This is a genomic window from Pseudooceanicola batsensis HTCC2597 (assembly GCF_000152725.1).
In the GTDB taxonomy this organism is placed as follows: Bacteria; Pseudomonadota; Alphaproteobacteria; order Rhodobacterales; family Rhodobacteraceae; genus Pseudooceanicola; species Pseudooceanicola batsensis.
Genome location: NZ_CH724131.1, coordinates 1,516,981 through 1,542,746, shown reverse-complemented (window position 1 = coordinate 1,542,746; position 25,766 = coordinate 1,516,981). Strand labels below are relative to the sequence as shown.

The window sequence follows — 25,766 nt, the reverse complement described above, 5'->3', positions numbered from 1 at the left end:
GATGAAGGTTGCAATCCAGATGGATCCGGTCGGGGCGGTCGATATCGACGCCGACAGCACGTTCCGTATCGCCGAAGAGGCGCAGGTCCGGGGCCATTCGCTGTTCTACTACACCCCGGATCACCTGTCTTACCAGGAGGGCCGGGTGATCGCCCGGGGCCAGTCGATGACGGTGCGGCGCGAGCAGGGGAACCATGCGACGCTCGGCGAGATGGAGACCGTCGATCTGGGGACGTTCGACGTGGTCTGGCTGCGGCAGGACCCGCCCTTCGACATGTTCTACATCACCACGACGCACCTGCTGCAACGGCTCGGGCCCGGGACGCTGGTGGTAAACGATCCCTTCTGGGTCCGGAACTTCCCGGAAAAGCTCCTAGTCCTCGACTTCCCCGATCTCACGCCGCCCACGGCCATCGCGCGCGACCTGGCGACGCTGAAGGAATTTCGCAGCAAGCACGGCGACGTGATCGTCAAGCCGCTCTACGGCAACGGCGGGGCGGGCGTGTTCCGGGTGACGCCGGAGGATCGCAACCTCTCGTCCCTGCACGAGATGTTCACCGGCTTCACCCGCGAGCCGCTGATCGTTCAGAAATACCTGCCCGCCGTGACCAAAGGCGACAAGCGCGTGATCCTGGTCGACGGTGAATGCGTCGGCGCGATCAACCGCGTCCCGGCCGAGGGCGAGACGCGATCCAACATGCATGTCGGCGGCCGGCCCGAGAAGGTGGGGCTGACGGATCGCGACCGCGAGATCTGCGAGCGGATCGGGCCGCTGCTGCGGGACCGCGGGCAGATCTTCGTCGGCATCGACGTGATCGGCGACTGGCTGACCGAGATCAACGTGACCTCTCCGACCGGCCTGCAGGAACTGGAGCGGTTCGACGGGGTCACCGTCACCGCGAAGATCTGGCAAGCCATCGAGGCGCGGCACGCGGATCAGGCCGCGCGGTCCGCCGGCCGCTCGACCGTCAGCCGGTAGCTCAGCGCCTCGGCGACGTGGGGGCCGGCGACCGCGTCGCTTGCGTCCAGATCGGCGATGGTGCGCGCCACGCGCAGGATGCGGTGATAGCCGCGGGCCGTCAGGCCGAAGCGCTCGGCCGCCTTGTGCAGCAGCGCGCGGCCTTCGGGGTCGGGCGTGGCGATTTCCTCGAGCAGGCGCCCCTCGGCATCGGCGTTCTGCACGGTCCCGGGATTATCGGCGAAACGGTGCGTCTGGCGGGCGCGGGCCGCGGCGACACGGCGGGCCACCTCGGCCGAACTTTCGCCCTCGGCGGGCAGGTCGAGGTCGGTGAAATCGACCGGAGGCACCTCGATCCGCAGGTCGAAGCGATCCATCATCGGGCCCGAGATGCGGCCCATGTAGTCCAGTCCGCACTGCGGCACGCGGGCGCAGGCCCGGGCGGGGTCGGGCAGGTAGCCGCAGCGGCAGGGATTGGCGGCGGCGATCAGCAGGAACCGGCAGGGATAGCGCATATGGGCGTTGGCGCGGGAGACGACGACCTCTCCGGTTTCGATGGGCTGACGCAGCGTGTCGAGCACGGTGCGGGGGAATTCGGGCAGTTCGTCGAGGAACAGGACGCCGTTGTGGGCGAGGCTGATCTCGCCGGGTTTGGAGCCGCGCCCGCCGCCCACGATGGCCGCCATCGAGGCCGTGTGATGCGGATCGCGGAACGGCCGCCTGCGCGAGATGCCGCCATCGGTCAGCAGGCCGGCGATCGAATGGATCATCGAGGTTTCGAGGGCCTCGGCGGGGGTCAGATCGGGCAGGATCGACGGCAGGCGGGCAGCCAGCATCGACTTGCCCGAGCCGGGCGTGCCGGTCATCAGCAGGTGATGGCGGCCGGCCGCGGCGATCTCGAGGCCGCGTTTGGCGCGTTCCTGCCCCTTGACGTCGCTCAGATCCTTCGGGCCGGGGTCATGGGCCACTTCGCCCGGCCGGGCGGGGGCGATCGGCGCCTGCCCGGTGAGGTGCCGGACGAGTTCGGCCAGAGAGGCCGCGGCGATGACCTGCGTCGTGTCGATCCAGGCGGCCTCGGCCCCGCAGGCGGCGGGGCAGAAGAGGGCCCGGTCCTCTTTGGCCGCCGTGACGGCGGCAGGCAGGCAACCCAGCACCGGCACCAGCGCGCCGTCGAGCGAGAGCTCTCCCAGGGCGACGGCCTCTTCCACGGTGTCGCGGGGCAGGATGTCGATGGCGGCGAGGAGAGACAGCGCGATGGCGAGGTCGAAATGGCTGCCCTCCTTCGGCAGGTCGGCCGGCGAGAGGTTCACGGTGATGCGCTTCGACGGCAGGGCGATATGCATCGAGGTGAGCGCGGTGCGGACCCGGTCGCGCGCCTCGCTCACCGCCTTGTCGGGAAGGCCCACGATGGAGAAGGCGGGCAGCCCCGGCGTCACGGCGCATTGCACCTCGACGGGGCGGGCCTCCACGCCCTCGAAGGCGACGGTATAGGCTTTGGCGATCATCCGGCATCTCCCATCCGCGAAACTTGACGGGAGATGGTTTCCGAATGGTTAACCCGGCGGTCGATCCCCGGTTCGGTCGAGCAGGGCCATGAAGGCGGGGAAGGCGGCGGGGTCGTTGACCGTCTTGTCGCGACAGCCGGGATTGCAGAAGCCGAAGACGCGGCCGTCGATTTCCAGCCGGTCCTCGACGCGCGGCCTGCCGGAATAGGGGCACTGCGTGTTCTCGGGCACGCCCTCGGTCACCGCGCGGGCGGGCAGGGGGGCGGGGCCGGGCCAGGGGTCGGTGGGAAGATCGAGGGCATAGGGCACCGGGTCGTACCCGACGGTCAGCCCCTGGGCCCGCCAGCGGCGGAAGGGGGGATCGGCCAGATGCGCCTCTACATAGGTTTGTGCCGGCGGGGCGACGGGCAGGCCGTAGCCGGCGATCCGGGCGGCGACCGGCGCAAAGAACACATCCGCGAGCGAATAGGCGCCGAAGAGCCAGGGGCCGCCACTGCCATGGCGACTGCGGGCAAGCGACCAGAGCTCCTCGATCCGTGCCAGGTCGGCCTGGGTGGCCGCAGAGGGGACGAATCCCCGGTAGCGGTGCAGCAGCTGCATCGGGCAGTCGCTCCGGAGCGCCCCGAAGCCGGCGTGCATTTCGGCCGAGAGCCAGCGGGCGAGGGCGCGGGCAGCGGGATCGACGGGCCAGAGGCCGGCCCCGGGGTGCCGCTCGGCCAGGGTTTCGGCCATGGCGAGGGTTTCGCCGACGGCGATCCCCTCGGGGGTGCGCATCACCGGAACCAGCCGCGCGGGGGCCAGATCGGTGAGGTCTTGTGCCAGGGTGCCGGAATACAACCCGGTCGTGTGGGTCCGGACCGGAATGCCGAAGCGTTCGAACATCAGCCAGCCCCGCAGGGACCAGGAGGAAAAGCTGCGATCGCCGATGAAAAGGTCGTAGGTCATGGAATTTTCCGACTGCCGTGTTCCGCGACGATAGCGCGGCGGGCAGCATTCGGAAAGCGAATGGTGTGGATGTTATTTATCAATATATGTGATTAATCAGGTCCACATCCCATCCGTTTGCGAGGCGGCGAATGCTCGTGACGGAAAGATTGTCGATCTTCTGTCCCAGCGTCAAGACGGGCTCCTGCTGTCGCGCGATGCCCAGCTGGGTGAGTATCATGCCGAAGTGGCCGACCACGACGATGTCGGCGCCGGGATGCGCCCGGTGCAGCCGGTCGAAGACCGCGGCGACCCGGCGCGCGACGGCGTTCCAGCTTTCGCCATTGGGCGCGGCGAGGTCTCCGGGCCGTTCCCAGAAGGCGCGGCTGAGATCTGGATGCGACTGCGAGGCTTCGGAATGGTGGCGGCCATCCCAGTCGCCGAAGTCGAATTCGCGCAGGTCGCGGTCGTGCGGCAGGCGACGACGGGACCCCGCGATGGCATCGGCCGTCCGGACGGCGCGGCCTAGGTCGGAAGAGATGACCAGCGCATCGGCGGGCAGCCCGGCGTCGAGCCGCGCGAGGGCGGCGAGATCCGAGAGATCGGCGGGAACGTCGCGCCAGCCGACGAAGGTCTTTTCGTGGGTCGGGCCGTGCCGGACCATGTGGAACCGCGTCATGGCAGCTGTCCCTTGAGCGGGTTCGGCAGCCCCGCGACGACCTGGACGACGCAATCCGCCCGTTGCGCCATACGGATGTTGAGACGCCCCTGCGCCTCGCGGAACCGGCGCGAGAGGCTGTTGTCGGGCACGATGCCCTGGCCGACCTCGTTCGAGACCAGGGTGACGGGACCGGGCGCCGCGTCGAGCGCCGCGAGCAGATCGTCGGTGGCGGCTTCGGGATCGGTTTCCGTCAGCAGCAGGTTGGTCAGCCAGAGGGTCAGGCAGTCGACCAGAACCGCCCGGCCCGGCGCGACGCCGGCCAGCGCCCCCGGCAGGTCCACCGGCGCCTCGATCGTGTCCCAGCGCGAGCCGCGGGCGGCGACGTGGCGCGCGATCTTGTCGCGCATCTCGTCGTCGAAGGCCTGGGCGGTCGCGATGTAGACCGGCGGAAAACCGCTTTGCAGGACGAGCCTTTCGGCAAAGGCCGACTTGCCGCTGGCCGCGCCTCCCAGGACGAAAAAACATGGGCTTGCCATTAATTTGCCCCTTTCCGTGAACCAAAACCGGGTCTCGTGCGTATAGTTTACAGATGAAAGAAATCAACGGGATTGGCCGGGTTTCGCAAGATCCCGGCCCGGACCACCAAAGGACCGGGGGGGTCATGGCACTGGATCATTCGACCGACACGTCACTTTCGCGCCGCGCGATGAAAGCAGAGCTTCTGGACGCGGAAACCGAACTTTCGCTTGCCTATTCCTGGCGGGACGACCGCGATGAGCGGGCGCTCCATCGGCTTGTCACCGCCTACATGCGTCTCGCCATCTCGATGGCATCCAAATATCGGCGCTACGGCGCCCCGATGAACGACCTTATCCAGGAGGCCGGGCTGGGCCTGATGAAGGCCGCGGACAAGTTCGACCCGGATCGCGGCGTGCGCTTCTCGACCTATGCGGTGTGGTGGATCAAGGCATCCATCCAGGATTACGTGATGCGCAACTGGTCGATGGTGCGGACGGGGTCGACCTCGTCGCAGAAATCCCTCTTTTTCAACATGCGCCGCGTCCAGGCCAAGCTCGAGCGCGAGGCGCTCGGCCGGGGCGAGACGCTGGACAAGCACCAGCTCCACCAGCTTGTCGCGATGGAGGTGGGCGTCCCGCTGCGGGATGTGCAGATGATGGACGGGCGGCTTTCGGGATCCGACTTTTCGCTCAACGCGACGCAGTCGGTGGACGAGGAAGGCCGCGAGTGGATCGACACGATCGAGGATGACGGGGTGCAGGCGGCCGAGGCAGTCGAAGCCGACCACGACCGCGAGACGCTGCGCCTCTGGCTGGCCGAGGCGATGTCGGATCTGAACGATCGCGAGACGCTGATCGTCACCGAACGCAAGCTGCGGGACGCGCCGCGGACGCTGGAAAGCCTGGGGCAGGAGCTGGGCCTGTCCAAGGAACGCGTGCGGCAGCTCGAGGCGGCGGCCTTCAAGAAGATGCGCCGGCACCTGGAGAGCCAGGGCGTCGAGGCGGTGGCCCTGTTGCACTGACGCCGCCGCTGATCGCTTGTGTTGAGGCGGGCCGCGTCCTACTGTCGCCTGCGTTTGCGGCGAGCGGAGCGGCCATGCTGTCGGGCAAGACCATTCTTCTGATCATCGGCGGCGGTATCGCCGCCTACAAATCGCTGGACCTGATCCGGCGCCTGCGGGAACGCGGCGCCTCGGTCGTGCCCGTGATGACGCGCGCGGCCGGCGAATTCGTCACGCCGCTTTCGGTCTCGGCATTGGCGGGCCAAAAGGTCTTTGCCGATCTCTTCGACCTCACGGACGAGGCGGACATGGGCCATGTCCAGCTTTCGCGCGCGGCCGACCTGATCGTCGTGGCCCCGGCGACCGCCGATCTGATCGGCAAGGTGGCGGGGGGGCTGGCGGACGATCTGGCGTCGACGCTTCTGATGGCGACGGATACCGAGGTTCTGATGGCGCCGGCGATGAACGTGCGGATGTGGCTGCATCCCTCGGTCCAGCGGAACGTGAGCGCGTTGCGCGACCAGGGGATCGGCTTCGTCGGGCCGGATGAAGGCGACATGGCCTGCGGTGAATACGGGCCGGGGCGCATGTCGGAACCGCTCGAGATCGTGCGCGCGATCGAGGGGCGGCTGACGGCGGGGCCGCTTGCGGGCAAGCGCGTGATCGTGACCTCGGGCCCGACCCACGAGCCGATCGACCCGGTGCGCTACATCGCGAACCGCTCATCTGGGGCGCAGGGCACCGCCATCGCGCGGGCGCTGGCCGCACGGGGCGCCGAGGTGGTCTTTGTCACCGGACCCGCCGATGTCGCGCCGCCCGAGGGCGTCGAGGTGGTGAAGGTCGAGACCGCCAGCGAGATGCTGAGGGGCGTGCAGGCGGCCCTGCCGGCCGATGCGGCGGTCATGGCGGCGGCGGTGGCGGACTGGCGGGTCAAGGGGCCGACCGCCACTTCGAAGATCAAGAAGGTGGCCGGGGCCATGCCGGTGCTCGAATTCGAGGAGAACCCCGACATCCTGGCGACCGTTTCGCAGTCGGGGGGGGCGGACCGGCCGGGGCTGGTGGTCGGTTTCGCCGCCGAGACGGATGACGTCGTGTCGCATGCGACGGCCAAGCGGGCGCGCAAGGGCTGCGACTGGATCGTCGCCAACGATGTCAGCCCCGAGACGGGAATCATGGGCGGGACGGAGAACGCCGTCGTCCTGATCACGGGCGATGGGGCCGAGGAATGGCCCCGGATGGGCAAGCAGGCCGTCGCCGACCGGCTGGCGGACCGGATCGCCGCCGAACTCGGCTGAGGCGGCCAAGCGATGTCTGGAGCGAGATGAACACTGTCGCAATCGAACTGGCCTGGGTCGAGGGCGCGGACCGCGACATCGCGTTGCCCGCCTATGCGACCGAGGGCGCGGCGGGCGCGGACCTGCGCGCGAACTTTCCCGACCGCGGGGCCGTGACGCTTGAGCCCGGGGCGCGGGCGCTGGTGCCGACCGGTCTGCGCATGGCGATCCCCGAGGGCTACGAGGTGCAGGTGCGGCCGCGCTCGGGGCTTGCGCTGAAACACGGGCTCACATTGCCGAACAGCCCCGGCACGATCGACAGCGACTATCGCGGCGAGGTCGGGGTGATCCTGGCGAACCTCGGCGATGCCCCCTTTGTCGTCGCGCATGGCGACCGGATCGCGCAGATGGTGGTGGCGCCGGTGACGCAGGCGGCCTTCGCGGTGGTCGAAGACCTCGTCGATACCCTGCGCGGCGCGGGCGGGTTCGGCTCGACCGGGCGGGGCTGATGCTGACGGTTCTGCTGTGCGCCGCCGCGATCTGGCTCGGCGGGATGCTGACGGGTCTGCCCCGGCGCCTGCGATGGACGGGGATCGGCCTGCTGTGGCTCGCGGTGGTGCTGGCCCAGCTGGTGCTGCCCGAGGGCAACGGGCTGCGCGCTGCCACGGGCGGCTCGGCCGCGCCATGGCTGTTGCTGGCGGGCGTGGTCGGGCTGGTCATGGCCTATCGCGCGGGGCTGGGTGCGCTGAAGAAGCGGGCCGCCACCGCCGGTCCCGAACCCGATGCGCCTGCGGGGCCGTTCCGTGACGCCGAACTTCGCCGCTATGCGCGCCATGTCATCCTGCGGGAAGTCGGCGGGCCGGGGCAGGTCCGGCTGAAGAACGCCAGGGTGCTGGTCATCGGGGCCGGCGGGCTGGGGTCGCCCGCGCTGATGTATCTTGCGGCGGCGGGTGTCGGGACGATCGGGATCGTCGATGACGACACGGTCGACAGTTCGAACCTGCAACGACAGATCATCCATGCGGATGACGATATCGGACGGGCCAAGGTGCAGTCGGCGGCGGACCGCATGTCGGCGCTCAATCCGTTTGTCACCCTGCGCACTTACAACCGGCGGCTGGAGGACGACGCGGCGGCCGCGCTGTTCGGCGACTATGACCTGATCCTGGACGGGACCGACAATTCCGAGACGCGCTATCTGGTGAACCGTGCGGCGGTCGGGGCGGGCAAGCCCCTGATTTCCGGGGCGATCACGCAATGGGAGGGGCAGGTCAGCGTCTTCGATCCGGCCTCGGGCGCGCCCTGCTATCAGTGCATCTTTCCGCAGGCGCCGGCGCCGGGCCTGGCGCCCTCCTGCGCCGAGGCGGGGGTGATCGGGCCGTTGCCGGGGGTGATCGGGTCGATCATGGCACTTGAGGCGGTCAAGCTGCTCACGGGGGCGGGCGCGGTCTTGCGGGGCGAGATGCTGATCTACGACGCGCTCTGGGGCGAGACGCGCAAGATCCGCCTGGCACCGCGCGCGGACTGTCCGGTTTGTCACGGACAGGGTCTGGCGGAGGCGGCGGGCAAGGCATAGGTTTCCCCGCAAAGGAGACCCGATACATGACCAATCCGCTGCTCGCCCCCTGGGACACGCCCTTCGACATGCCGCCCTTCGCGGCGATCTCGGACGAGGATTACGGACCCGCTCTGGAGGAGGCTCTGCGGCAGCACGACGCCGAGATCGCCGCCATCGTCGCGGATCCGCGAGAGCCGGATTTCGAGAACACGATCGCGGCGCTCGAGGCTTCGGGTGAAACGCTCGGCCGCGTTCTGTCGGCCTTCTTCGCGGTGGCGGGGGCGGATGCGACGCCGCGCCGGCAGGAGCTGCAGCGCGAATTCTCGCCGCGGATCGCCAAGCATTTCGCCGCAATCTCGGCCAATGTGCAGCTGTACGAACGGGTCAGGGCGGTCTGGGACAGGCGGGATGCGCTCAACCTCGATGCCGAGGATGCGCGGCAGCTGTTCCTGGTGCATCGCGGCTATGTCCGCGCGGGCGCGGCGCTGAGGGGGGCCGAGGCGGACCGCATGAAGGAGATCAAGGAACGGCTGGCCGTGCTGGGCACGGAATTCACCCAGAATCTGCTCAGCGACGAAAGCGACTGGTTCATGGAACTCTCCGAGGCGGACCTCGAGGGGCTGCCGGAGTTCCTGGTCGACGCGTCGCGGGCCGCAGGTTCGGAAAAGGGAATCGACGGCTTTGTGGTGACGCTTTCGCGATCTCTCATCGTTCCTTTTCTGCAATTTTCGCCGCGCCGGGAACTGCGCGAGAAGGCCTGGAAGGCATGGACGGCGCGCGGGGCTTTCGGGGGCGAGACGGACAATCGCGGGATCGCCGCCGAAGTGCTGGCCCTGCGCGAGGAGAGGGCCAAGCTGCTCGGCTACGAAAGCTTCGCGGCCTACAAGCTCGAACCGGAAATGGCGGGCGCACCGCAGGCGGTACGGGATCTTCTGATGGCCGTCTGGACGCCCGCCAGGACGCAGGCGCTCGAGGATCAGCTGGTGCTGTCCGAGATGGCCGCCGAAGACGGGATCAACGGCCCCATTGAGGGCTGGGACTGGCGCTACTATTCCGAGAAGCGGCGGAAGGCCGAGCATGATCTCGACGAGTCCGCGCTGAAGCCGTACTTCCAGCTGGAGAACATGATCGCGGCGGCCTTCGACTGCGCCAATCGGCTGTTCGGTCTCGAGTTCCGGCCTCTCGATGTCGAGAGCTATCATCCGGACGTGCGCCTGTGGGAGGCGACCCGCAACGGCGACCACGTGGCGGTGTTCATCGGGGACTATTTCGCTCGTGGCACGAAACGCTCGGGCGCCTGGTGTTCCGCGATCCGCAGCCAGGCGGTGCGCCCGCGCGAACAGACGCCGGTGGTGGTGAACGTCTGCAACTTTGCCAAACCGCCGGCGGGGCGGCCGGCGCTGCTGTCCTATGACGACGCCCGGACGCTCTTTCACGAGTTCGGACATGCCCTGCACCAGATGCTCTCGGATGTGAGGTGGGAGGGCGTCTCGGGGACGTCGGTGGCGCGGGACTTCGTGGAACTGCCGAGCCAGCTATACGAACATTGGCTGGAGGTGCCCGAGGTGCTTGAGAAATTCGCCATCCATCACGAGACGGGCGAACCGATGCCGAAAGAGATGCTGGACAAGGTGCTGGGGGCGGCAAACCACGACATGGGGTTCCAGACGGTGGAATATGTCGCCTCGGCGCTGGTGGATCTGGAGTTCCACGACGGGCCGGCGCCAGCGGACCCAATGGCGAAACAGGCGGAGGTGCTCGCCTCCCTCGGCATGCCCTCGGCCATTCCGATGCGGCATGCGACACCGCAGTTCGCGCATGTCTTCTCGGGCGACGGCTATTCCTCGGGGTATTACTCCTACATGTGGTCCGAGGTGATGGACGCGGACGCCTTCCAGGCCTTCGAAGAGGCGGGCGGCCCGTTCGATCCGGCGGTCGCCAAGTCGCTGGAGGAGAACATCCTTTCCAAGGGCGGCTCGGTCGAGGCGGCGGAGCTTTACGAACGCTTCCGTGGCCGACTGCCGGGGGTCGAGGCGCTGCTGAAGGGGCGCGGGCTGGCGGCCTGAGCGCAGGCGGCCCGGGGCGGAGTGGCTGCCGGGCGGCAAGCGACCGGAGGTTCAGTCCGCCGAGGCCCGGACGGGATAGCGGCGGGCGATGTCGCGGGCGATCCGGCAATCCTCGGCGTCGAGCGGGTCCCCTGTCGCCGCCTTCCAGGGGCGGAAACGCAGGCGAAAGGCCCGGAGCATGAGGGCCTGGGGCTGGTCGCTGTCGTCGGGCGTGCGGTAGCCGATCACCCGGAGGTCGTCGGCGAACGCCGTCGCCTGGCCGTCCGTGCCGGCGGGTCCGGGGCGGGGCCAGACCGCCAGGCCGCGCAGGGCCAGGCGGTGCCAGTCGAAGGCGGCGCCGGGGTCCGACTTGCGGTGCGGGGCGGTGTCGGAATGGCCAACCACCCGTTCCGGCGGAATCGACCACCGTGCGATGATTTCCGACAGCAGGGTTTCCAGGACGGTCATCTGCGGCTCGGGGAAGGGGTGGAGGGCCGTGTTGGCGAGCTCGATGCCGATGGAGTGGGAATTCACGTCCGTGACATCGCCCCATGCGCCCTGGCCGGCATGCCACGCCCTGTCCCTTTCGTCGACCATCTGCCACAGGCGCCCGGTTTCCGAGATCAGGTAGTGGCACGACACGGGCGCGAGGTCGCCGGGGGGATCGGTGTCGCACAACCGGTGCAGCGCCGCCTCGGCGGTGGCCATCGCGGTGTGGTGGATGATGACAAGATCGGGCGCACCGCCGTGGCGGCGGGCGTTCACATTGGGAGATGGGTGCCAGCGGGCCCCCGGATGCCGGACGTCCTCCGGCACGGGATCAGCCGCCCGCCGCCTTGCGGAAGGGGCGCGGATCCCAGGAACAGGCATAGCCGTCGCCATCGGGGTCGAGGCCCCGGCGGTCGCGCTCCGGCCCGCCGGTCTTGAGGAACTCGGTCTGCGCCAGGTCGGGCGAGGGGAAGGAGGCGCAGGCGCGCTGGTACCGGCCCTCGGCGCCGGGCAGGTTGGTCCGGCGGTGGACCTGCTGGCCGATCGGGTGGCTGGTCTGCAGCGCATAGGCCACGATGTTCGGGCCCGAGCCGGCCCGGGCCGGCAGGTCCTCGGGCTGGACCTGCGTGTAATTGGCGCGGTTCCGTTCGATCAGCGCCTTGTCCGCGGCGATGCCGCGCTGTTCGTCCACCGCCTCGAAGTCGTTCTCCCGCGAGATGCCGACGGTGTTGACGGCGACCGGCGCGGGGTTCGACGGGCTGGCCTCGAGCGGGGCGGTGCCGTCGTTCGCGCCAAGCGCGGCGCGGGTGTCGGCGGCCAGCGATTCCGCGCTGTCCGCCTCTTCGATGGAGACGCCGGGAAGGACCCGGCCCTGGCCGCTGCCGGGCAGGCTTTCCTGCGACACGGCGCCGGCCGCCGGCAGGGGCGCGCGCTGCCCGGTAAGCTGCGCTTCGCGCTGCTGCTGATACTCGGTATAGTTGCCGAAACCGACGCCGGCCCCGCTGTCCGGGACCGCGGGCTGGCAGGCGGCCACGCCGGTCAGCGCCAGGGCGATGAGCCCGCGCCGCATATGATCCTTGCCGATGGTCATCGTGTTCACCCGCTGCCCAGTTCGCCGGTCCGCCCGGTGTGATTTCCGCGTGTCTACCACCATTTCGCCGGCTTCGCCACAAAACCCGCCGCCTGCTCGAGGGCGTAGGCGGTATTGAGCAGATCCGCCTCTTCCCACGGGCGTCCGATCAGCTGCAATCCCAGCGGCAGGCCCTGCTTGTCGAGACCGGCGGGCACGGCGATGCCGGGAAGACCGGCGAGGTTCACGGTGACCGTGAAGACGTCGTTGAGGTACATCCGCACGGGGTCCGCATCCTTCATCTCGCCGAGGCCGAAGGCCGCCGAGGGGGTCGCGGGCGTCAGGATGGCGTCCACGCCCTGGGCGAAGACATCCTCGAAGTCCTTCTTGATAAGAGCGCGCACCTTGCGGGCCCGGTTGTAATAGGCGTCGTAGAACCCGGCAGAGAGCACGTAGGTGCCGATCATCACCCGGCGCTTGACCTCGTCGCCGAAGCCTTCCGCGCGGGTCTTCTCGTACATCTCGGTGATGCCGTCCCCCTGGGCGAGCTTCGCCCGGTGGCCATAGCGCACTCCGTCGTAGCGGGCGAGGTTCGACGAGGCCTCGGCCGGGGCGATCACGTAATAGGCGGGCAGGGCATATTTCGTGTGGGGCAGGGTGATGTCGACGATCTTCGCCCCCGCGTCGGCCAGCATCTCCTTGCCGCGGGTCCAGAGGTCCTCGATCTCCTGCGGCATGCCGTCCATGTGGTATTCCCGCGGGATGCCGATGGTCTTGCCCTTGATGTCGCCGGTCAGGGCCGCCTCGAAATCCGGGACGGGCAGGTCGGCCGAGGTGGAGTCCTTGGGGTCGTGCGAACACATCGCCCCGAGCATGATCGCGGCGTCGCGCACGTCCTTGGTCATGGGCCCGGCCTGGTCGAGCGACGAGGCGAAGGCGACGATCCCCCAGCGGGAGCAGCGCCCGTAGGTCGGCTTGATCCCGGTGATGCCGGTAAAGGCGGCGGGCTGGCGGATCGAGCCGCCGGTATCGGTGCCGGTCGCCGCGAGGCAGAGGTCGGCCGCCACGGCCGAGGCCGATCCGCCGGAAGAGCCGCCGGGCGTCAGGTTGGTGTCGTCATCGCCGCGCCGCCAGGGGTTCACGGCATTGCCGTAGACCGATGTCTCGTTCGACGAGCCCATGGCGAATTCGTCCATGTTCAGCTTGCCGAGCATCACCGCGCCGGCGTCGGCGAGGTTCTGCGACACGGTGGATTCGTACTCGGGGCGGAAGCCGTCGAGGATGCCCGAGGCGGCCTGCGAGGGGACGCCGCTGGTGCAGAAGAGATCCTTGATGCCCACGGGGATGCCGCACATGGCGGGCGCCTCGCCGGCCTTGATCCGGTCGTCGGCCGCGCGGGCGCGCTCGAGCGCGATGTCGGGCGTCTTGTGCACGAAGGCGTTCAGCGCGTCGGCGCCGTCGATGGCGGTCAGGCAGGCCTCGGTCAGCTCGACCGAGGTGACCTCGCCGGCGCGCAGGGCGTCGCGGGCGGTGGCTATGGTCATTTTCGTCAGCTCGTTGGTCACGTCTCGGTCCTCACTCCACCACCTTGGGCACGGCGAAGAACCCTTCGCGCGCATCGGGGGCATTCGACAGGACCTTGTCCTGCTGGCTGCCGTCGGTCACGACATCCTCGCGCCGTTTCAGACGCATCGGAGTGACCGAGGTCATCGGCTCGACCCCCTCGACATCGACCTCGTTCAGCTGCTCGATGAACCCGAGGATCGTGTTGAATTCCTTGGCGAGCGCCGGAAGCTCGGCGTCTTCGACCTTGATCCGGGCCAGCTTGGCCACGCGGGCGGCGGTGCCTTCATCGATGGACATGGGTCCCCCTTCGTCGGGTGTCTTGAATCCGGGCCGGTTTACCGCCCCCCGCCGCCCCCCGCAAGGTGGCGCCGCAGCACCTCGGCCATCCAGCCGAGCATGAGGGCGTTCAGCAGGTGCCAGAGGTAATGCGTGCCCCGTGGCCACTGCCCGCAGAGCGGGTCGTCGAGGCTGCGGAACAGGATCGAGAGGCAGAGGATCGCGGCGCCGGCGGCGAGGCCCCGCGCCACTGCGGGAAGGCGATGGCGAAGAGCGACGGCGTAGCCGAAGATGAGCAGGGGGATCGGCGCGTATGCGGCGGAACTCCCCAGTCCGGGGAGCCGCGAGAACAGGGGCACGGTCGCGGCGGCGTATGGAAGGAACAGCAGCGTGGCGCCGGTGGCCCATGCGGGGGACAGCCGCCAGTAGTGACGGTTGGCAAAGTAGATGTAGGTCAGCACGAAGAGCAGGATCGGCAGCACATCCGCCGCCCCGGTCCACGGAATCGCCAGCGTGTGCCAGAGCCCCGAACCGATGCCGATGGCGAAGAGCAGCACGGCAAGCACCCTGGGCGGCACGAGGCCGTCCGCCCGGCGCCAGACGATCAGTGCCGCCAGGAGGAAGGCGAGGTTGGTCACCGCGTTCCATGGCTCGGCCCAGATCTCCGGGCCCAGGCGCTCGCAATAGGCGTCGATGGTCTGGCTGCGGTCCATCAGCCCTTCCCTTGTCACGATCCTGCGCTAGGCTTGCCGCAAACGGACAAGGAGGAACACCATGAAAATCACCTGGCTCGGACATTCCGGTTTCAAGATCGAGATCGCGGGAGAAACGCTGCTGATCGACCCGTTCCTGAACGGCAACCCGATCTTCCCCGAAGAGCGCAAGGCCGAAGCGGTCGAAGGCGTGACGGCGATCCTCGTCTCGCACGGACATGGGGATCACGTGGGCGACGCGATCGACGTGGCCAAGGCCGGTGGCCTGCCGGTCTACACGATGGTCGAGCTGTCGGGCTGGCTGGCCAATCAGGGCGTCGAGAACGTGACCGGATTCAACAAGGGCGGAACGGTCGCGATCGGCGACGTGAAGGTGACGATGGTCCACGCGACGCATTCCTCGTCGGCGCCGGACGGGTCCTATGCCGGGGGCGAGGCCGGGTTCATGATCTCGGGCGAGGGACATACGATCTATTTCTCGGGCGATACGGATGTCATGGCCGACATGAAGGTGTTCCACGACCTGCACGAGCCGGATATCGGGCTGCTGTGTTCGGGCGGGTTCTACACGATGGACATGCGCCGCGCCTCCTATGCGGCGAAGACGTTCTTCGACTTCAAGACGGTCATCCCCTGTCACTACAAGACCTTCCCCGCGCTCGAACAGTCGGCGCAGGAGATGATCGACGCGCTGCCGGGGGTGAAGGTGATCGAGCCCGAAGTGCTGAAGGCGATCGAGATCTGAGCGGCCGCCCGCCGGGGGTCAGTAACCGCGGTCGCGGTCCACCAGGTGCAGCAGCGGTTCGCCCTCTTCGCCACGGCGGATGTTCTCGGCGATCACGCGCGAGGCCGAGGCGGGCCGCGTTTCCGACGCGATATGCGGCGTGACGGTCACCCGCTCGTGGCTCCAGAACGGGTGGTCCGCCGGTAGCGGTTCCTCGCGGAAGACGTCGAGCGTGGCATGGCCGACCGTGCCGGCGTCGAGCGCGGCCAGCAGTGCCTCGTCATCGATGAGATGACCGCGCCCGGGATTGATGACCGCCGCGCCCCGGGGCAGGCGGGCGAGGGCGTCGGCGTCCAGCACGTTCTCGGTCTCCGGCGTCTTCGGCAGCAGCAGGACGAGGATCTGCGCCTGTGCCAGCGCCGCGTCCAGCCCGTCGTCGCCATGGACCGTTGCGATGCCCTCGATCCGCTTCGGGCTCCGACTCCAGCCGGTGACCGGGAAGCCGAGGTCCGCCAGGGTCTGCCCGCAGGCCGTGCCGAGTTCGCCCAGTCCGAGGATCGTCACCGAACGCTCGCTGGCGAGCGGCGGGACCCTGGGGCACCACTCGCCCTGCTGGCGGGCAAGGAAATAGTCGATCTCCAGGTGATGCCGCAGAACGTGGCCCGCAACCCATTCGACCATGCCCCGGGTCAGGGCCGGGTCGACCATCCGGGCCAGCGGCATGGTCAGGGTCTCGTTGCCGACGATGCCCTCGACCCCGGCCCAGAGGTTCAGCACGGCCTTGCAGCGGGTGAAGGGGGTGAAATCCTGAACCGCGCTGTTGGGGGCGTAGACGATATAGTCGACCTCCTCGGGGGGCAGGTCGGTCTTCAGAGAGACGTCCAGGTCATGCTCGCGGAACGCCTCGGTCAGCGGGGCGCGATAGTCCTGCCAGCGCGCCTCGGTGGCGGCGAAGAGTACATTGATCGTCATCAGCGGGGCCTGTGGATATGGGCGCTTTGAACCAGTCCGAAGGCGGCCATGAGCACCAGCATGGCCGAGCCGCCGTAGGAGACGAGCGGCAGGGGGACGCCGACCACCGGCGCCAGCCCCATGACCATCGACATGTTGACGGCGAAGAACAGGAAGAATGTCGTGGCGATGCCCAGCGTCAGGATCGAGGCGAAGCGGTCCCGGTTGGCCAGCGCGGAGGAAATGCAGAACAGGATGATCAGCGCATAGAGGCCGAGCAGCGAGAACGCCCCGACGAACCCGAATTCCTCGGCCAGGGTGGTGAAGATGAAATCGGTGTGCTTCTCGGGCAGGAAGTTCAGCCGGGACTGCGTGCCCTGCATGAAGCCGCGCCCGGTCCAGCCGCCGGAACCCAGGGCGATCTTGGCCTGCGTGATGTGGTAGCCCGCGCCGAGCGGGTCGTTCGCGGGATCGAGAAAGGTGTCGATCCGACGGAACTGATAGTCCTTGAGCAGTTGCCAATCGGTGCCGCGGGACTTGAAGACGGCGGTCACCACCGCGATGCCCGAGGTCAGGACGGCGACGAAATAGGCCCAGTGTACACCGGCGAGGAACATGACCGCGCCGCCGCCGATCATCAGGAGCAGCGCAGTCCCGAGATCGGGCTGGCGCAGCACGAGATAGGTCGGGATCAGGATCAGGACGACCGGAATGATCACCCAGAGCGGGCGGGACGTCCGGTTCAGGGGCAGGGCATCGTAATAGGCGGCGAGGATCATGACGAGGGTGATCTTGGTCAGCTCCGACGGTTGAAGCCGCATGAACCCGAGGTCGATCCAGCGCTGCGCCCCCATGCCGACGGCGCCGAAGAACTCGACTGCCAGTAGCAGAACGAGCGAGCCGAGATAGGCCACGACCGAGAGGTTGCGCCAGAGCCAGATGGGGATCATGGCGATGGCGAACATCACCACCAGTCCGAGGACGAACCGCTTCATCTGCGCTTCGGCCCAGGGCGTGCCGGACCCTCCGGCCACCGAGTAGAGCATCAGGAAGCCGAACCCCGCCACCGCCGTTAAAAGCAGGATCAGCGGCCAGTTGAGGTAGAGCACCTTGCGGATGCCGCTGGGCATCGTCTTGACGTTGTATTCGAGAAAGCTCATGCGCGGCTCTTCGACTGGGTCTGCGCCGCGGGCCGGTATTCGCGCAGCTTCTTCTGCTGTTCCCGGATACGGTTGCGGTCCTTGGTCGGATAGGCGTCGAGCGGCGGCTCGCCTCCGTAGAGGGCCTGCAGGGTGATGTCGCGTGCCACGGGGGCCGCGGCGGACGAGCCCCCGCCGCCGTGTTCGATCACCACGGCCACCGCGATCTGCGGATCGTCATAGGGCGCGAAGTCGACGAAAAGCGCGTGGTCGCGGCGTTCCCAGGGCAGATCGGCATTCGACCGGACCCCGGCCGCGCGTTCCTTGGCGGTGATGTTGCGCACCTGGCTGGTGCCGGTCTTGCCGGCCATGCGCAGGTCCTCGGCGATGATCCGGCTGCTGTAGGCCGTGCCCTTGCGGTTGTTCGACACCGAATACATCGCCTTGCGGACCTGGCGCAGGTGGTTCTCGTTCAGGCCGATGCTCTCGCCCTGGTTCACGGGCTGTTCGATGCCGTCGATCTTCTTGATCAGCCGGGGCGTGACGGCGTTGCCGGTCGCGATCCGCGCGGTCATCACCGCAAGCTGCAGGGGCGAGGCGAGGACGAAACCCTGGCCGATGGCCGAGTTGACGGTGTCGCCGATCACCCATTCCTCGCCGCGCGCTTCGCGTTTCCACGCCTTGGTGGGGGTCAGGCCCGAGGCCACGGCCGACATCGGCAGGTCGATCCGGTCTCCCAGCCCGAGCCGCCGGGCCATGTCGGTGATCTTGGCGATGCCGAGTTCGAGGGCGAGCTCGTAATAGTAGACATCGCAGCTTTCGCGGAGCGAGCCCTCGAGGTTCATGTGCCCGTGGCCGACGCGCTTCCAGCAGTGGAACCGCCGCCCGGCCACGGTCAGATGACCGGGGCAGTAATAGGTATCCTCGGGGCCGATGACCCCCGCCTCGAGACCGGCGAGGGCGACGACCATCTTGAAGGTCGAGCCCGGCGGATAGATGCCCTGCACCGCCTTGGCCGCGAGGGGGCGGTACTTGTTCTCGGTCAGGGCCCTGTAGTCGCTGACCGAAATTCCGCGCACGAAGAGGTTGGGATCGAAGGACGGGGCCGAGCTTATGGCGAGAAGGTCACCGTTGCGCACGTCCATGACGATGGCGGCCGCGCTCTCGCCCTCGAGCCGGGCCTGGACATAGTTCTGCAGCGTGTGGTCGATGGTCAGCTGGAGATCCCGGCCCTGCTGCCCCTCGCGGCGGTCCAGTTCGCGCATCTCGCGGCCGACGTGGTTCACCTCGACCCGGCGGGCGCCGGCCTGGCCGCGCAGGTCGTCCTCCAGCTTGGCTTCGATGCCGACCTTGCCCAACTGGAAGCGGGGAATGAACAGCAGCTGGTCGGGCGCCTCGATCTTCTCCAGGTCGTAGTCCGAGACGGGGCCGACGTAGCCCACCACATGAGCGAGGTCCGAGCCCTGCGGATAGCTGCGCGTGAGCCCGACCTCGGGCGTCACGCCGGGCAGGGCGGGGGCGTTGACGGCGATTTTGGTGACCTCGGACCAGGGCACCTGGTCGGCGACGGTGACCGGCAGGAAGGGCTGGGTGCGTTTCAGCTCGGTCCGGACCCGCTCTAGTTCCTCGTCGTCGAGGTTGATCAGCGATTGCAGCCGCGACAGGATGGTATCCACGTCGCCTGCATCCTCGCGCGTCAGGGTGATGCGGTAGGCCGGGTCGTTGACCGCGATCGGCTTGCCGTTGCGGTCGAATATCTCGCCCCGGGCCGGGGGAATGAGCCGGATGTTGACGCGGTTCTCCTCGGCCAGGAGGCGGAACTTGTCGGCTTCCTCGACCTGCATATAGCGCATCCGCATGGCGAGCAGGCCCATGAAACCCACCTGCGCGCCGCCGAGGATCAGGGCGCGGCGCGACATCGTGCGCTGTCCGGCGGCGGTATTCTTGGTCGGACGCTTCATATCTTGTGCCCCAGCGTATCGGTCTCGCCGGGCGCGACCCGCCGCACGCCGAAGAGCGCGGCGCTGCCGAGCACCATGACCGGATAGGCGAGGGCCGTGGACACCATCTGCGACAGCGCCAGCAGCAGGGGCGCCTGGGGGATCATGAAGATGGCGAGCACGATGCGGAAGCCGATCATGACCCCGAATATGGCAAGGCCGGCCGTCAGCCATTCGACCGAGAAGGGCAGGGTCCGCAGACCCTCGGCCCGGGCGCGCAGCGCCTCGCTGGCCAGCACGGTGAGACCGGCCATCAGCCCCGGCGGACGGTGCAGCAGCAGATCGCCCAGCAGCATCACGAGGCCGACGATCCAGGCGGGCACGAATTCGGGACGGCGCAGCGCGAAGGTGAAGGTCAGCAGGATGATGATGTCGGGGCCGGCGAAATTGCGCGGCTGGGTCTGCAGCGGGAGCAGTTCCAGCAGCAGCACGCCGAGCGAGATGCCGGCGTAGAGGGCGCGCATCGTCCAGACCCGCGTCGGAGAGAGGGCGGCACGTTCAGCCATCGGTGCCCTCGCGAATCGACAGGTCGACGCCGTTCTGCGCCTCGGGGTCGAGTTCCGGCTGGATCAGGTTGCCGGGGTCGGTGATCTCCTCGGCGCCGAGGTGTCGCAGGACGCGGAGGTATTCGAGACGTTCGAAATCCGCCGCCAGACGCACCCGCAGACGGCCCCCCGGATCCTCGGCGACGCGCCCCACGAGAAGGCCGGCGGGAAAGACGCCGCCATCGCCGGAGGAGATCACGCGGTCCCCGGGACGCACCTGTTCGGGGGCCTCGAGGAATTCGATCGGGGGGGCACCGGAATTGTCGCCCTCGATCAGGGCGCGCTGGCCGGAGGGCTGGATCGTGACCGGCAGGCGCGAGGAGGTGTCGGTGAGCAGCAGGACGCGCGACGTCTTGTCGCCGACACCGGAGATGCGGCCTACGAGGCCGATGCCGTCCATCGTCGCCCATCCGTCGACGATGCCGTCGCGGGCGCCCACGTTGAGCAGGACGGACTGGCGGAAGGGCGAGCCGCTGTCGGCCATCACCACGCCGGTGACCTTGGTCAGGCGCGGATCGAGCCGCACCTTGTTGAGGTCGAGCAGGCGGGCATTTTCCTGTTCGAGCTGGAGCGCGGCCTCTTTCCATTCCTTCATCTTCTGCAATTCGCGGCGCAGCTCCTGGTTCTGCTGGTGCAGGCGCGTATAGCTCTGGAAATCGCGGAGGATGTTGAGCATGCCGTCTACCGGGGCCATCGCCCAGTCGAAGGAGGGCACGACCTGATCGACGACCTGCGCGCGGAACCTTTCGACCCGCGGGCTGTCGATGCGCCAGACGAGAAAGAGGCCGAAGAGCGCAAGAACGACCACGCTCGCCAGCAGTCGGCGGAGCGGTCTGTAATAGTCCTCGTCCTGTCTGCGATCCTTTGCCAATTCGGCCCCTTTACGTCCAAAGGGTGAGAAGATCAGCTGTCGTAGTCAATCGCGTGGCGCAGGAGCTTTTCGAATTCCAGCGCCTTTCCGGTGCCGAGCGCCACGCAGTTGAGGCTCTCGTCGGCGATCGACACGGCCAGTCCGGTCTGTTCGCGCAATGCGAGGTCGAGATCGCCGAGAAGCGCGCCTCCGCCGGTGAGCATCACGCCGCGATCCACGATGTCCGCCGCCAGGTCCGGCGGGGTGGCTTCGAGCGCGGTCATCACCGCCTCGCAGATCTGCTGGACGGGTTCGGACAGCGCCTCGGCCACCTGGGCCTGTGTTATCTCGGTTTCCTTGGGCACGCCATTCAACAGGTCGCGACCACGGATATGCAGAGAGGTGCCGCGCCCGTCGTCGGGCATGCGGGCGGTGCCGATGGTGGTCTTGATCCGTTCGGCGGTGGATTCGCCCACCAGCAGGTTCTGCTGGCGGCGGAGGTAGGATATGATCGCCTCGTCCATGCGGTCGCCGCCGACGCGGACCGAGCGGGCATAGACGATGTCGCCGAGCGACAGCACCGCCACCTCGGTCGTGCCGCCGCCGATGTCGACGACCATGTTGCCGGTCGGATCGGTGATCGGCATCCCGGCGCCGATGGCCGCGGCGATCGGTTCGGCGATCAGCCCGGCGCGGCGGGCGCCGGCCGAGAGAACCGACTGACGGATCGCGCGTTTCTCGACCGGGGTGGCGCCGTGCGGGACGCAGACGATGATCTTGGGCTTGGAGAAGGTCGAGCGCTTGTGCACCTTGCGGATGAAGTGCTTGATCATCTCTTCGGCCACGTCGAAATCGGCGATGACACCTTCGCGCATCGGGCGGATGGCCTCGATCGTGCCGGGGGTCCGGCCGAGCATGAGCTTGGCATCCTCACCGACGGCCAGCACCCGCTTGACCCCGTCCTTGACGTGGTAGGCCACGACAGAAGGCTCCGACAGGATGACGCCCTTGCCCTTCACATAGACCAGCGTGTTCGCCGTCCCGAGGTCGATCGCCATGTCCGAGGAAATCAATCCCGGTATCTTGTCCCAAAACGCCATTGTATCCGGTAGTCCTGCCAAATGCCCCCAAAAGCCCGCGACTCGCCGAGTTGCGGGCTGTTCGCCCTTTTAACGGGGTGTCGCGAAGGGCGAAAGTGTCCGGCGGGTGCAAATCAGCGTCAAACCGCCGGGCGGTCGGCGATTGCCGGTCGTCAAATGTCGGGATAGGGAAAGTCATGCTCTCGTATCAGCACCTCTACCACGCCGGGAACCCGGCCGATGTTCACAAACATGCAATTCTGGCATGGATGCTGGGCCGCCTGACAGAAAAGCCGAAACCGCTGACATACGTGGAAACGCATGCCGGCCGGGGGCTTTACGACCTGTCGTCGGCCGAGGCCGTCAAGACCGGCGAAGCAAAGGCCGGCGTCGGGCGCCTGCTGTCCAAGTTCGATCCGGCGCATCCCTATTCCGCGGTGATCGAGGCCGTCCGGACAGCTCACGGGGCGGCGAGTTATCCCGGCTCGCCCGCAATCGCCGGTCAGCTGCTGCGCGACGCGGACCGGATCCACCTGGCGGAACTGCATCCGCAGGAACATGCGGCGCTGCGGAAGGCGATGGAGGGGCGTGGCAGGGTCCACCGGGCGGACGGGTTCGAACTCGCCATGTCGCTCTGTCCGCCGGACCCGCGGCGGGGGCTTGTGCTGATCGACCCGAGCTACGAGATCAAAGCCGATTACGAGCGTCTTCCCAGGTTCATCCGCCAGGTCAACAGGGTATGGAACGTGGGAGTGATCGTCCTGTGGTATCCGGTGCTCAGGGAGGCCGTGCATCTCGAGATGCTCACGGCGCTGCAACTGGCCGGGCTGCCCGGGACCTTTCGGCACGAAGTGCGGTTCCCGCCGGTGCGGCCGGGGCACCGGATGATCGGCTCGGGCCTGTTCGTCGTCAACGCGCCCTACGGGCTGAAAGAGGCGGCGGACGAGGTCGCGGCGCTCTTCGCGGGCTGACCATCCCGGGCGCGCGCGAGAGAGAGCCCCGGCCGGTACCGGAGCTCTCGTTCCGTCCTCAGCTGACGTCCTTGTAGCTGATCTCGCGGGTGTCGGCGCCTTCGCCGACCTTGCCGCGGCGGACCAGCAGGCGATTGAGCGCGTGAAGATAGGCCTTGACGCTGGCCACGACCGTGTCGGTATCGGCGCTCTGGCCGGTCACGATGCGGCCGTCCTCGTTCAGGCGGACGCTGACCGTGGCCTGGGCGTCGGTGCCCTGGGTCACGGCGTGCACCTGGTAGAGTTCCAGCTTGGCCTGGTGCGGGAAGATCTCCTTGACCGCGTTGAAACACGCGTCGACAGGGCCGTCGCCGGAGGTCTCGGCGCGCGTCTCCTTGCCGTCGACGAGCATCACCATCTCGGCCGACTGGCCGCCGGTGCCGCAGATCACCTTGAGATCCTTCAGCTCCAGCCGGTCCGGTGTCTCGTCCTCGGCATCGCGGACGAGCGTCCAGAGGTCGTCCTCGTAGACCTCCTTCTTGCGATCGGCCAGGTCCTTGAACCGCACGAAGACGTCGTTGAGCTGGTTCTGGCCCAGGTCGATCCCGAGGGCGGCGAGCTTGGATTTGAGCGCCGCACGACCCGAATGCTTGCCGAGGACGATGTTGTCCTCGTTCAGGCCGATGTCGGCGGGCTTCATGATTTCGAAGGTTTCGACGTTCTTGAGCACGCCGTCCTGGTGGATACCCGATTCATGGAGAAAGGCGTTCTTGCCGACGATGGCCTTGTTGTACTGCACCGGAAAGCCCGAGACGGTGGCGACCCGCCGCGAGAGCTTCATGATCCTGGTGGTGTCGACGTTCGTGGCGAAGGGCATGATGTCGTTGCGGACGCGCAGCGCCATCACCACCTCTTCGAGCGCGGTGTTGCCCGCGCGTTCGCCCAGCCCGTTGATCGTGCATTCGATCTGGCGCGCGCCCGCCTCGACCGCGGCGAGCGAGTTTGCCGTCGCCATCCCCAGGTCGTTGTGACAATGGGTCGAGAACACCACCTCGTCCGCGCCGGGCACCTTCTCGATCAGCATGCGGATCAGGTCGGCGCTTTCGCGGGGGGCGGTGTAGCCGACGGTGTCGGGGATGTTGATCGTGGTGGCGCCGGCCCTGATGGCGATCTCGACAACACGGCAGAGATAGTCGTGCTCGGTCCGTGTCGCATCCATCGGCGACCACTGCACGTCGTCGCAGAGGTTGCGGGCATGGGTCACGGTCTCGTGGATACGGTCGGCCATCTCGTCCTGGGTCAGGTTGGGGATGGCGCGGTGCAGCGGCGAGGTGCCGATGAAGGTGTGGATGCGGGGCCGGGCGGCATGGCGGATCGCCTCCCAGTTGCGGTCGATATCCTTGAAGTTCGCGCGGCTGAGGCCGCAGATCACCGAGTTTCGCGAATTCTTCGCGATCTCGGAGACCGCATTAAAGTCGCCCTCCGACGCAATCGGGAAGCCGGCTTCGATGATGTCGACGCCCATCTCGTCGAGCGCGGCCGCGATCTCGAGCTTTTCCTCATGGGTCATCGTCGCTCCGGGGCTCTGTTCGCCGTCGCGGAGGGTCGTGTCGAAAATCAGGACGCGGTCCTGGTCCGTGGTCGGTGTCATCAAGTTCTCTCTTTCTCCTAAAGCCATGGCGCGAGACGGCATACCTCTGAGCGGTCGCGCCGGAACGGCACGCTCAGAGGCGGATTAGGAGTAGGCGCAGGGCGGCGGCGCGCGTGACGCGCGCGGCGGTGGTGATATGCCCTTTGGCTTCCATATCCGCGATATAGCGCGGTCGGAAAGCCTTGAAAACCCGTCAATCATGCTGCGTGGCAGCATGATGCCTCCGGCGGGGATATTTGCCGGACCAAAGAAGCCGCGAATGACAGGGGGGACGTCGCAGGCCCTGGAGGAGACGGAGGTCTTCGACGCCCTGCCACGAGCCATCGGCGGGCTAGCGGCCGCGGATGCGGTCGAGGATCTGCTGGGCGATGCCCGCGCCGAGGAGGTAGAGGCTGGCCGTCATGAGGCCCACCTGAACGACCATGCCGGGATCGAACCGCGTCAGGGCGGCGGCAAGGGCCAGCAGTGTCCAGAGGGCCGCGACGGTCAGCGAAACCGGCCGCCAGCGCTTTGTCCGGACGGGGTGGATGAACCGCAGCGGCAGGAACATGGCGATGGCGAGGGCGGCGATCACCGGGATCACCACCCCCGGCGGCGGAGTCGTGGCAAAGAGCACGAGCACCAGCATGTTCCAGCAGCCCGGAAAGCCGTGAAAGCTCTTGTCGGCGGTCTTCATCCAGCTGCCCGCGAAGTAGAGCCCGCTGGCGAAGGTGATGCCGATCAGCGCGACCCAGGCCCAGACACCGGGCAGGATGCCGGACTGGAAGAGCGCGTAGGTGGGGATGAAGACATATGTCAGGTAGTCGATGATCAGGTCCAGCAGCGCGCCGTCGATATGCGGGGCGTTGTTGGTGACGTCGTATTTCCGGGCAAGGGGACCGTCTATCCCGTCGACGGCGAAGGCCACGACCAGCCAGAGGAACATGGTCCCCCATTTCTCGTCCACGGCGGCGAGGAGCGCGAGCATCGCGAAGACAGCGCCGGTGGCGGTCAGGAGGTGGACGGAAAACGCCCGGAGCACGGAACTGGTCATCCGGTGATTGTAGGGGTTTTTCGATGTGGGGGAAGGGGGGATGGTCGGTGGCGCCCGGTCGCGCGGATTGTCGAGTTCAGGACGGTTCCCGCCAAGAACTGTCCGGCACAAGCGATCGGGTCGAACTTGATTCCCGCTGAGCGCATCAGGAACCGGAACGCTCCCGGCCGGCTCGGCCAGAAGAAAAGGCCGTCGTTTCCGGACCCGCGGGCCGGTCTTGTCCGTGGTGTGGAGAAGCCCGGGGGTCGGTGGTCCGCCGGGCTTTCCCGATTGTCGGCAGGTCACCG

General features: G+C 67.9%; 25 protein-coding genes. 8 read left to right on the top strand and 17 right to left on the bottom strand.

The features are described from left to right. The first annotated feature begins 1 nt into the window (after nucleotide 1). Nucleotides 2–979: a glutathione synthase gene (gene gshB, locus OB2597_RS11330; protein ID WP_009805702.1), complete on the top strand. Its 978-nt coding sequence runs from the start codon at nucleotides 2–4 to the stop codon at nucleotides 977–979. Here gshB and OB2597_RS11325 read toward each other — a convergent pair. From OB2597_RS11325 to cobU, 4 genes are all read right to left on the bottom strand, one after another. Further along, nucleotides 937–2,463 (bottom strand): YifB family Mg chelatase-like AAA ATPase, encoded by a 1,527-nt coding sequence (locus OB2597_RS11325; protein ID WP_009805701.1) that lies wholly within the window; start codon nucleotides 2,461–2,463, stop codon nucleotides 937–939. The genes gshB and OB2597_RS11325 overlap by 43 nt on opposite strands. Nucleotides 2,464–2,511: 48 nt before the next feature. Beyond that, complete coding sequence (locus tag OB2597_RS11320) at nucleotides 2,512–3,408, bottom strand: glutathione S-transferase (protein WP_009805700.1); 897 nt, start codon at nucleotides 3,406–3,408, stop codon at nucleotides 2,512–2,514. 79 nt (nucleotides 3,409–3,487) lie between these two features. Continuing rightward, complete coding sequence (locus OB2597_RS11315) at nucleotides 3,488–4,066, bottom strand: histidine phosphatase family protein (RefSeq protein ID WP_009805699.1); 579 nt, start codon at nucleotides 4,064–4,066, stop codon at nucleotides 3,488–3,490. Continuing rightward, nucleotides 4,063–4,584: a bifunctional adenosylcobinamide kinase/adenosylcobinamide-phosphate guanylyltransferase gene (gene cobU / locus OB2597_RS11310; RefSeq protein ID WP_009805698.1), complete on the bottom strand. Its 522-nt coding sequence runs from the start codon at nucleotides 4,582–4,584 to the stop codon at nucleotides 4,063–4,065. The genes OB2597_RS11315 and cobU overlap by 4 nt, the downstream gene beginning before the upstream one ends. 125 nt (nucleotides 4,585–4,709) lie before the next feature. On the opposite strand from cobU, the gene OB2597_RS11305 reads away from it, so the two are divergent. The 5 genes from OB2597_RS11305 (at nucleotide 4,710) to OB2597_RS11285 (ending at nucleotide 10,465) form a co-directional block, all read left to right on the top strand. Next, the gene (locus OB2597_RS11305; RefSeq protein ID WP_009805697.1) at nucleotides 4,710–5,588 is read left to right on the top strand and encodes an RNA polymerase factor sigma-32; all 879 of its coding nucleotides are present in this window, start codon (nucleotides 4,710–4,712) and stop codon (nucleotides 5,586–5,588) included. 74 nt (nucleotides 5,589–5,662) lie between these two features. Beyond that, nucleotides 5,663–6,862, top strand: coding sequence for a bifunctional phosphopantothenoylcysteine decarboxylase/phosphopantothenate--cysteine ligase CoaBC (gene coaBC / locus OB2597_RS11300; protein WP_009805696.1), 1,200 nt, complete (start codon nucleotides 5,663–5,665; stop codon nucleotides 6,860–6,862). 26 nt (nucleotides 6,863–6,888) lie between these two features. Further along, nucleotides 6,889–7,350, top strand: a complete 462-nt coding sequence (gene dut / locus OB2597_RS11295) for a dUTP diphosphatase (RefSeq protein WP_009805695.1) — start codon at nucleotides 6,889–6,891, stop codon at nucleotides 7,348–7,350. After that, nucleotides 7,350–8,417, top strand: a complete 1,068-nt coding sequence (locus OB2597_RS11290; protein ID WP_009805694.1) for a HesA/MoeB/ThiF family protein — start codon at nucleotides 7,350–7,352, stop codon at nucleotides 8,415–8,417. The genes dut and OB2597_RS11290 overlap by 1 nt, the downstream gene beginning before the upstream one ends. Nucleotides 8,418–8,443: 26 nt before the next feature. Next, nucleotides 8,444–10,465, top strand: coding sequence for a M3 family metallopeptidase (locus OB2597_RS11285; protein ID WP_009805693.1), 2,022 nt, complete (start codon nucleotides 8,444–8,446; stop codon nucleotides 10,463–10,465). A gap of 51 nt (nucleotides 10,466–10,516) precedes the next feature. Here the strand turns inward: OB2597_RS11285 and OB2597_RS11280 are convergent, their stop codons facing one another. From OB2597_RS11280 to OB2597_RS11260, 5 genes are read right to left on the bottom strand one after another with little or no spacing between them, the layout of a single operon-like run. Then, the gene (locus tag OB2597_RS11280) at nucleotides 10,517–11,209 is read right to left on the bottom strand and encodes an N-acetylmuramoyl-L-alanine amidase (RefSeq protein ID WP_009805692.1); all 693 of its coding nucleotides are present in this window, start codon (nucleotides 11,207–11,209) and stop codon (nucleotides 10,517–10,519) included. A 55-nt stretch (nucleotides 11,210–11,264) separates the two neighbouring features. Beyond that, nucleotides 11,265–12,023, bottom strand: coding sequence for a hypothetical protein (locus OB2597_RS11275; protein ID WP_238529715.1), 759 nt, complete (start codon nucleotides 12,021–12,023; stop codon nucleotides 11,265–11,267). Nucleotides 12,024–12,076: 53 nt separating this feature from the next. Continuing rightward, nucleotides 12,077–13,546, bottom strand: a complete 1,470-nt coding sequence (gene gatA, locus OB2597_RS11270; RefSeq protein ID WP_040609714.1) for an Asp-tRNA(Asn)/Glu-tRNA(Gln) amidotransferase subunit GatA — start codon at nucleotides 13,544–13,546, stop codon at nucleotides 12,077–12,079. Nucleotides 13,547–13,577: 31 nt separating this feature from the next. Beyond that, complete coding sequence (gene gatC / locus OB2597_RS11265) at nucleotides 13,578–13,865, bottom strand: Asp-tRNA(Asn)/Glu-tRNA(Gln) amidotransferase subunit GatC (protein WP_009805689.1); 288 nt, start codon at nucleotides 13,863–13,865, stop codon at nucleotides 13,578–13,580. 38 nt (nucleotides 13,866–13,903) lie between these two features. Further along, complete coding sequence (locus OB2597_RS11260) at nucleotides 13,904–14,557, bottom strand: ceramidase domain-containing protein (RefSeq protein ID WP_009805688.1); 654 nt, start codon at nucleotides 14,555–14,557, stop codon at nucleotides 13,904–13,906. A gap of 61 nt (nucleotides 14,558–14,618) precedes the next feature. Here OB2597_RS11260 and OB2597_RS11255 point away from each other — a divergent pair, with 61 nt between their 5' ends. Further along, nucleotides 14,619–15,302, top strand: coding sequence for a metal-dependent hydrolase (locus tag OB2597_RS11255; protein WP_009805687.1), 684 nt, complete (start codon nucleotides 14,619–14,621; stop codon nucleotides 15,300–15,302). An 18-nt stretch (nucleotides 15,303–15,320) separates the two neighbouring features. Here the strand turns inward: OB2597_RS11255 and OB2597_RS11250 are convergent, their stop codons facing one another. The 6 genes from OB2597_RS11250 to OB2597_RS11225 are packed head-to-tail and all read right to left on the bottom strand — an operon-like array spanning nucleotide 15,321 to nucleotide 21,866. Continuing rightward, nucleotides 15,321–16,253 (bottom strand): 2-hydroxyacid dehydrogenase, encoded by a 933-nt coding sequence (locus OB2597_RS11250; protein WP_009805686.1) that lies wholly within the window; start codon nucleotides 16,251–16,253, stop codon nucleotides 15,321–15,323. After that, nucleotides 16,253–17,392, bottom strand: a complete 1,140-nt coding sequence (rodA, locus tag OB2597_RS11245; RefSeq protein WP_009805685.1) for a rod shape-determining protein RodA — start codon at nucleotides 17,390–17,392, stop codon at nucleotides 16,253–16,255. The genes OB2597_RS11250 and rodA overlap by 1 nt, the downstream gene beginning before the upstream one ends. Further along, entirely contained in the window at nucleotides 17,389–19,332 is a 1,944-nt protein-coding gene (gene mrdA / locus OB2597_RS11240) for a penicillin-binding protein 2 (protein WP_009805684.1), read from the bottom strand. The genes rodA and mrdA overlap by 4 nt, the downstream gene beginning before the upstream one ends. Next, a complete protein-coding gene (locus OB2597_RS11235) occupies nucleotides 19,329–19,877 on the bottom strand; it encodes a hypothetical protein (protein ID WP_009805683.1) in 549 nt (182 codons plus the stop codon). Before OB2597_RS11235 ends, mrdA begins: the two co-directional genes overlap by 4 nt. Continuing rightward, nucleotides 19,870–20,787, bottom strand: coding sequence for a rod shape-determining protein MreC (mreC, locus tag OB2597_RS11230; protein WP_009805682.1), 918 nt, complete (start codon nucleotides 20,785–20,787; stop codon nucleotides 19,870–19,872). The genes OB2597_RS11235 and mreC overlap by 8 nt, the downstream gene beginning before the upstream one ends. Before the next feature lie 32 nt (nucleotides 20,788–20,819). Next, complete coding sequence (locus OB2597_RS11225; protein ID WP_040609277.1) at nucleotides 20,820–21,866, bottom strand: rod shape-determining protein; 1,047 nt, start codon at nucleotides 21,864–21,866, stop codon at nucleotides 20,820–20,822. A 176-nt stretch (nucleotides 21,867–22,042) separates the two neighbouring features. On the opposite strand from OB2597_RS11225, the gene OB2597_RS11220 reads away from it, so the two are divergent. Continuing rightward, the gene (locus OB2597_RS11220) at nucleotides 22,043–22,816 is read left to right on the top strand and encodes a 23S rRNA (adenine(2030)-N(6))-methyltransferase RlmJ (protein ID WP_009805680.1); all 774 of its coding nucleotides are present in this window, start codon (nucleotides 22,043–22,045) and stop codon (nucleotides 22,814–22,816) included. Nucleotides 22,817–22,874: 58 nt separating this feature from the next. Here the strand turns inward: OB2597_RS11220 and OB2597_RS11215 are convergent, their stop codons facing one another. Both OB2597_RS11215 and OB2597_RS11210 read right to left on the bottom strand, forming a co-directional pair. Beyond that, nucleotides 22,875–24,446, bottom strand: a complete 1,572-nt coding sequence (locus OB2597_RS11215) for a 2-isopropylmalate synthase (RefSeq protein WP_009805679.1) — start codon at nucleotides 24,444–24,446, stop codon at nucleotides 22,875–22,877. A gap of 331 nt (nucleotides 24,447–24,777) precedes the next feature. Further along, complete coding sequence (locus OB2597_RS11210; RefSeq protein WP_009805678.1) at nucleotides 24,778–25,479, bottom strand: CDP-alcohol phosphatidyltransferase family protein; 702 nt, start codon at nucleotides 25,477–25,479, stop codon at nucleotides 24,778–24,780. Nucleotides 25,480–25,766: the final 287 nt, after the last annotated feature.

What these genes read in the sequence shown, in the direction of transcription:
- gshB (WP_009805702.1), top strand. Translation starts at nt 2, where the DNA reads ATGAAGGTTGCAATCCAGATGGATCCGGTCGGGGCGGTCGATATCGAC.
- OB2597_RS11325 (WP_009805701.1), bottom strand. Translation starts at nt 2,463, where the DNA reads ATGATCGCCAAAGCCTATACCGTCGCCTTCGAGGGCGTGGAGGCCCGC.
- OB2597_RS11320 (WP_009805700.1), bottom strand. Translation starts at nt 3,408, where the DNA reads ATGACCTACGACCTTTTCATCGGCGATCGCAGCTTTTCCTCCTGGTCC.
- OB2597_RS11315 (WP_009805699.1), bottom strand. Translation starts at nt 4,066, where the DNA reads ATGACGCGGTTCCACATGGTCCGGCACGGCCCGACCCACGAAAAGACC.
- cobU (WP_009805698.1), bottom strand. Translation starts at nt 4,584, where the DNA reads ATGGCAAGCCCATGTTTTTTCGTCCTGGGAGGCGCGGCCAGCGGCAAG.
- OB2597_RS11305 (WP_009805697.1), top strand. Translation starts at nt 4,710, where the DNA reads ATGGCACTGGATCATTCGACCGACACGTCACTTTCGCGCCGCGCGATG.
- coaBC (WP_009805696.1), top strand. Translation starts at nt 5,663, where the DNA reads ATGCTGTCGGGCAAGACCATTCTTCTGATCATCGGCGGCGGTATCGCC.
- dut (WP_009805695.1), top strand. Translation starts at nt 6,889, where the DNA reads ATGAACACTGTCGCAATCGAACTGGCCTGGGTCGAGGGCGCGGACCGC.
- OB2597_RS11290 (WP_009805694.1), top strand. Translation starts at nt 7,350, where the DNA reads ATGCTGACGGTTCTGCTGTGCGCCGCCGCGATCTGGCTCGGCGGGATG.
- OB2597_RS11285 (WP_009805693.1), top strand. Translation starts at nt 8,444, where the DNA reads ATGACCAATCCGCTGCTCGCCCCCTGGGACACGCCCTTCGACATGCCG.
- OB2597_RS11275 (WP_238529715.1), bottom strand. Translation starts at nt 12,023, where the DNA reads ATGACCATCGGCAAGGATCATATGCGGCGCGGGCTCATCGCCCTGGCG.
- gatA (WP_040609714.1), bottom strand. Translation starts at nt 13,546, where the DNA reads ATGACCATAGCCACCGCCCGCGACGCCCTGCGCGCCGGCGAGGTCACC.
- gatC (WP_009805689.1), bottom strand. Translation starts at nt 13,865, where the DNA reads ATGTCCATCGATGAAGGCACCGCCGCCCGCGTGGCCAAGCTGGCCCGG.
- OB2597_RS11260 (WP_009805688.1), bottom strand. Translation starts at nt 14,557, where the DNA reads ATGGACCGCAGCCAGACCATCGACGCCTATTGCGAGCGCCTGGGCCCG.
- OB2597_RS11255 (WP_009805687.1), top strand. Translation starts at nt 14,619, where the DNA reads ATGAAAATCACCTGGCTCGGACATTCCGGTTTCAAGATCGAGATCGCG.
- OB2597_RS11250 (WP_009805686.1), bottom strand. Translation starts at nt 16,253, where the DNA reads ATGACGATCAATGTACTCTTCGCCGCCACCGAGGCGCGCTGGCAGGAC.
- rodA (WP_009805685.1), bottom strand. Translation starts at nt 17,392, where the DNA reads ATGAGCTTTCTCGAATACAACGTCAAGACGATGCCCAGCGGCATCCGC.
- mrdA (WP_009805684.1), bottom strand. Translation starts at nt 19,332, where the DNA reads ATGAAGCGTCCGACCAAGAATACCGCCGCCGGACAGCGCACGATGTCG.
- OB2597_RS11235 (WP_009805683.1), bottom strand. Translation starts at nt 19,877, where the DNA reads ATGGCTGAACGTGCCGCCCTCTCTCCGACGCGGGTCTGGACGATGCGC.
- OB2597_RS11225 (WP_040609277.1), bottom strand. Translation starts at nt 21,866, where the DNA reads ATGGCGTTTTGGGACAAGATACCGGGATTGATTTCCTCGGACATGGCG.
- OB2597_RS11220 (WP_009805680.1), top strand. Translation starts at nt 22,043, where the DNA reads ATGCTCTCGTATCAGCACCTCTACCACGCCGGGAACCCGGCCGATGTT.
- OB2597_RS11215 (WP_009805679.1), bottom strand. Translation starts at nt 24,446, where the DNA reads ATGACACCGACCACGGACCAGGACCGCGTCCTGATTTTCGACACGACC.
- OB2597_RS11210 (WP_009805678.1), bottom strand. Translation starts at nt 25,479, where the DNA reads ATGACCAGTTCCGTGCTCCGGGCGTTTTCCGTCCACCTCCTGACCGCC.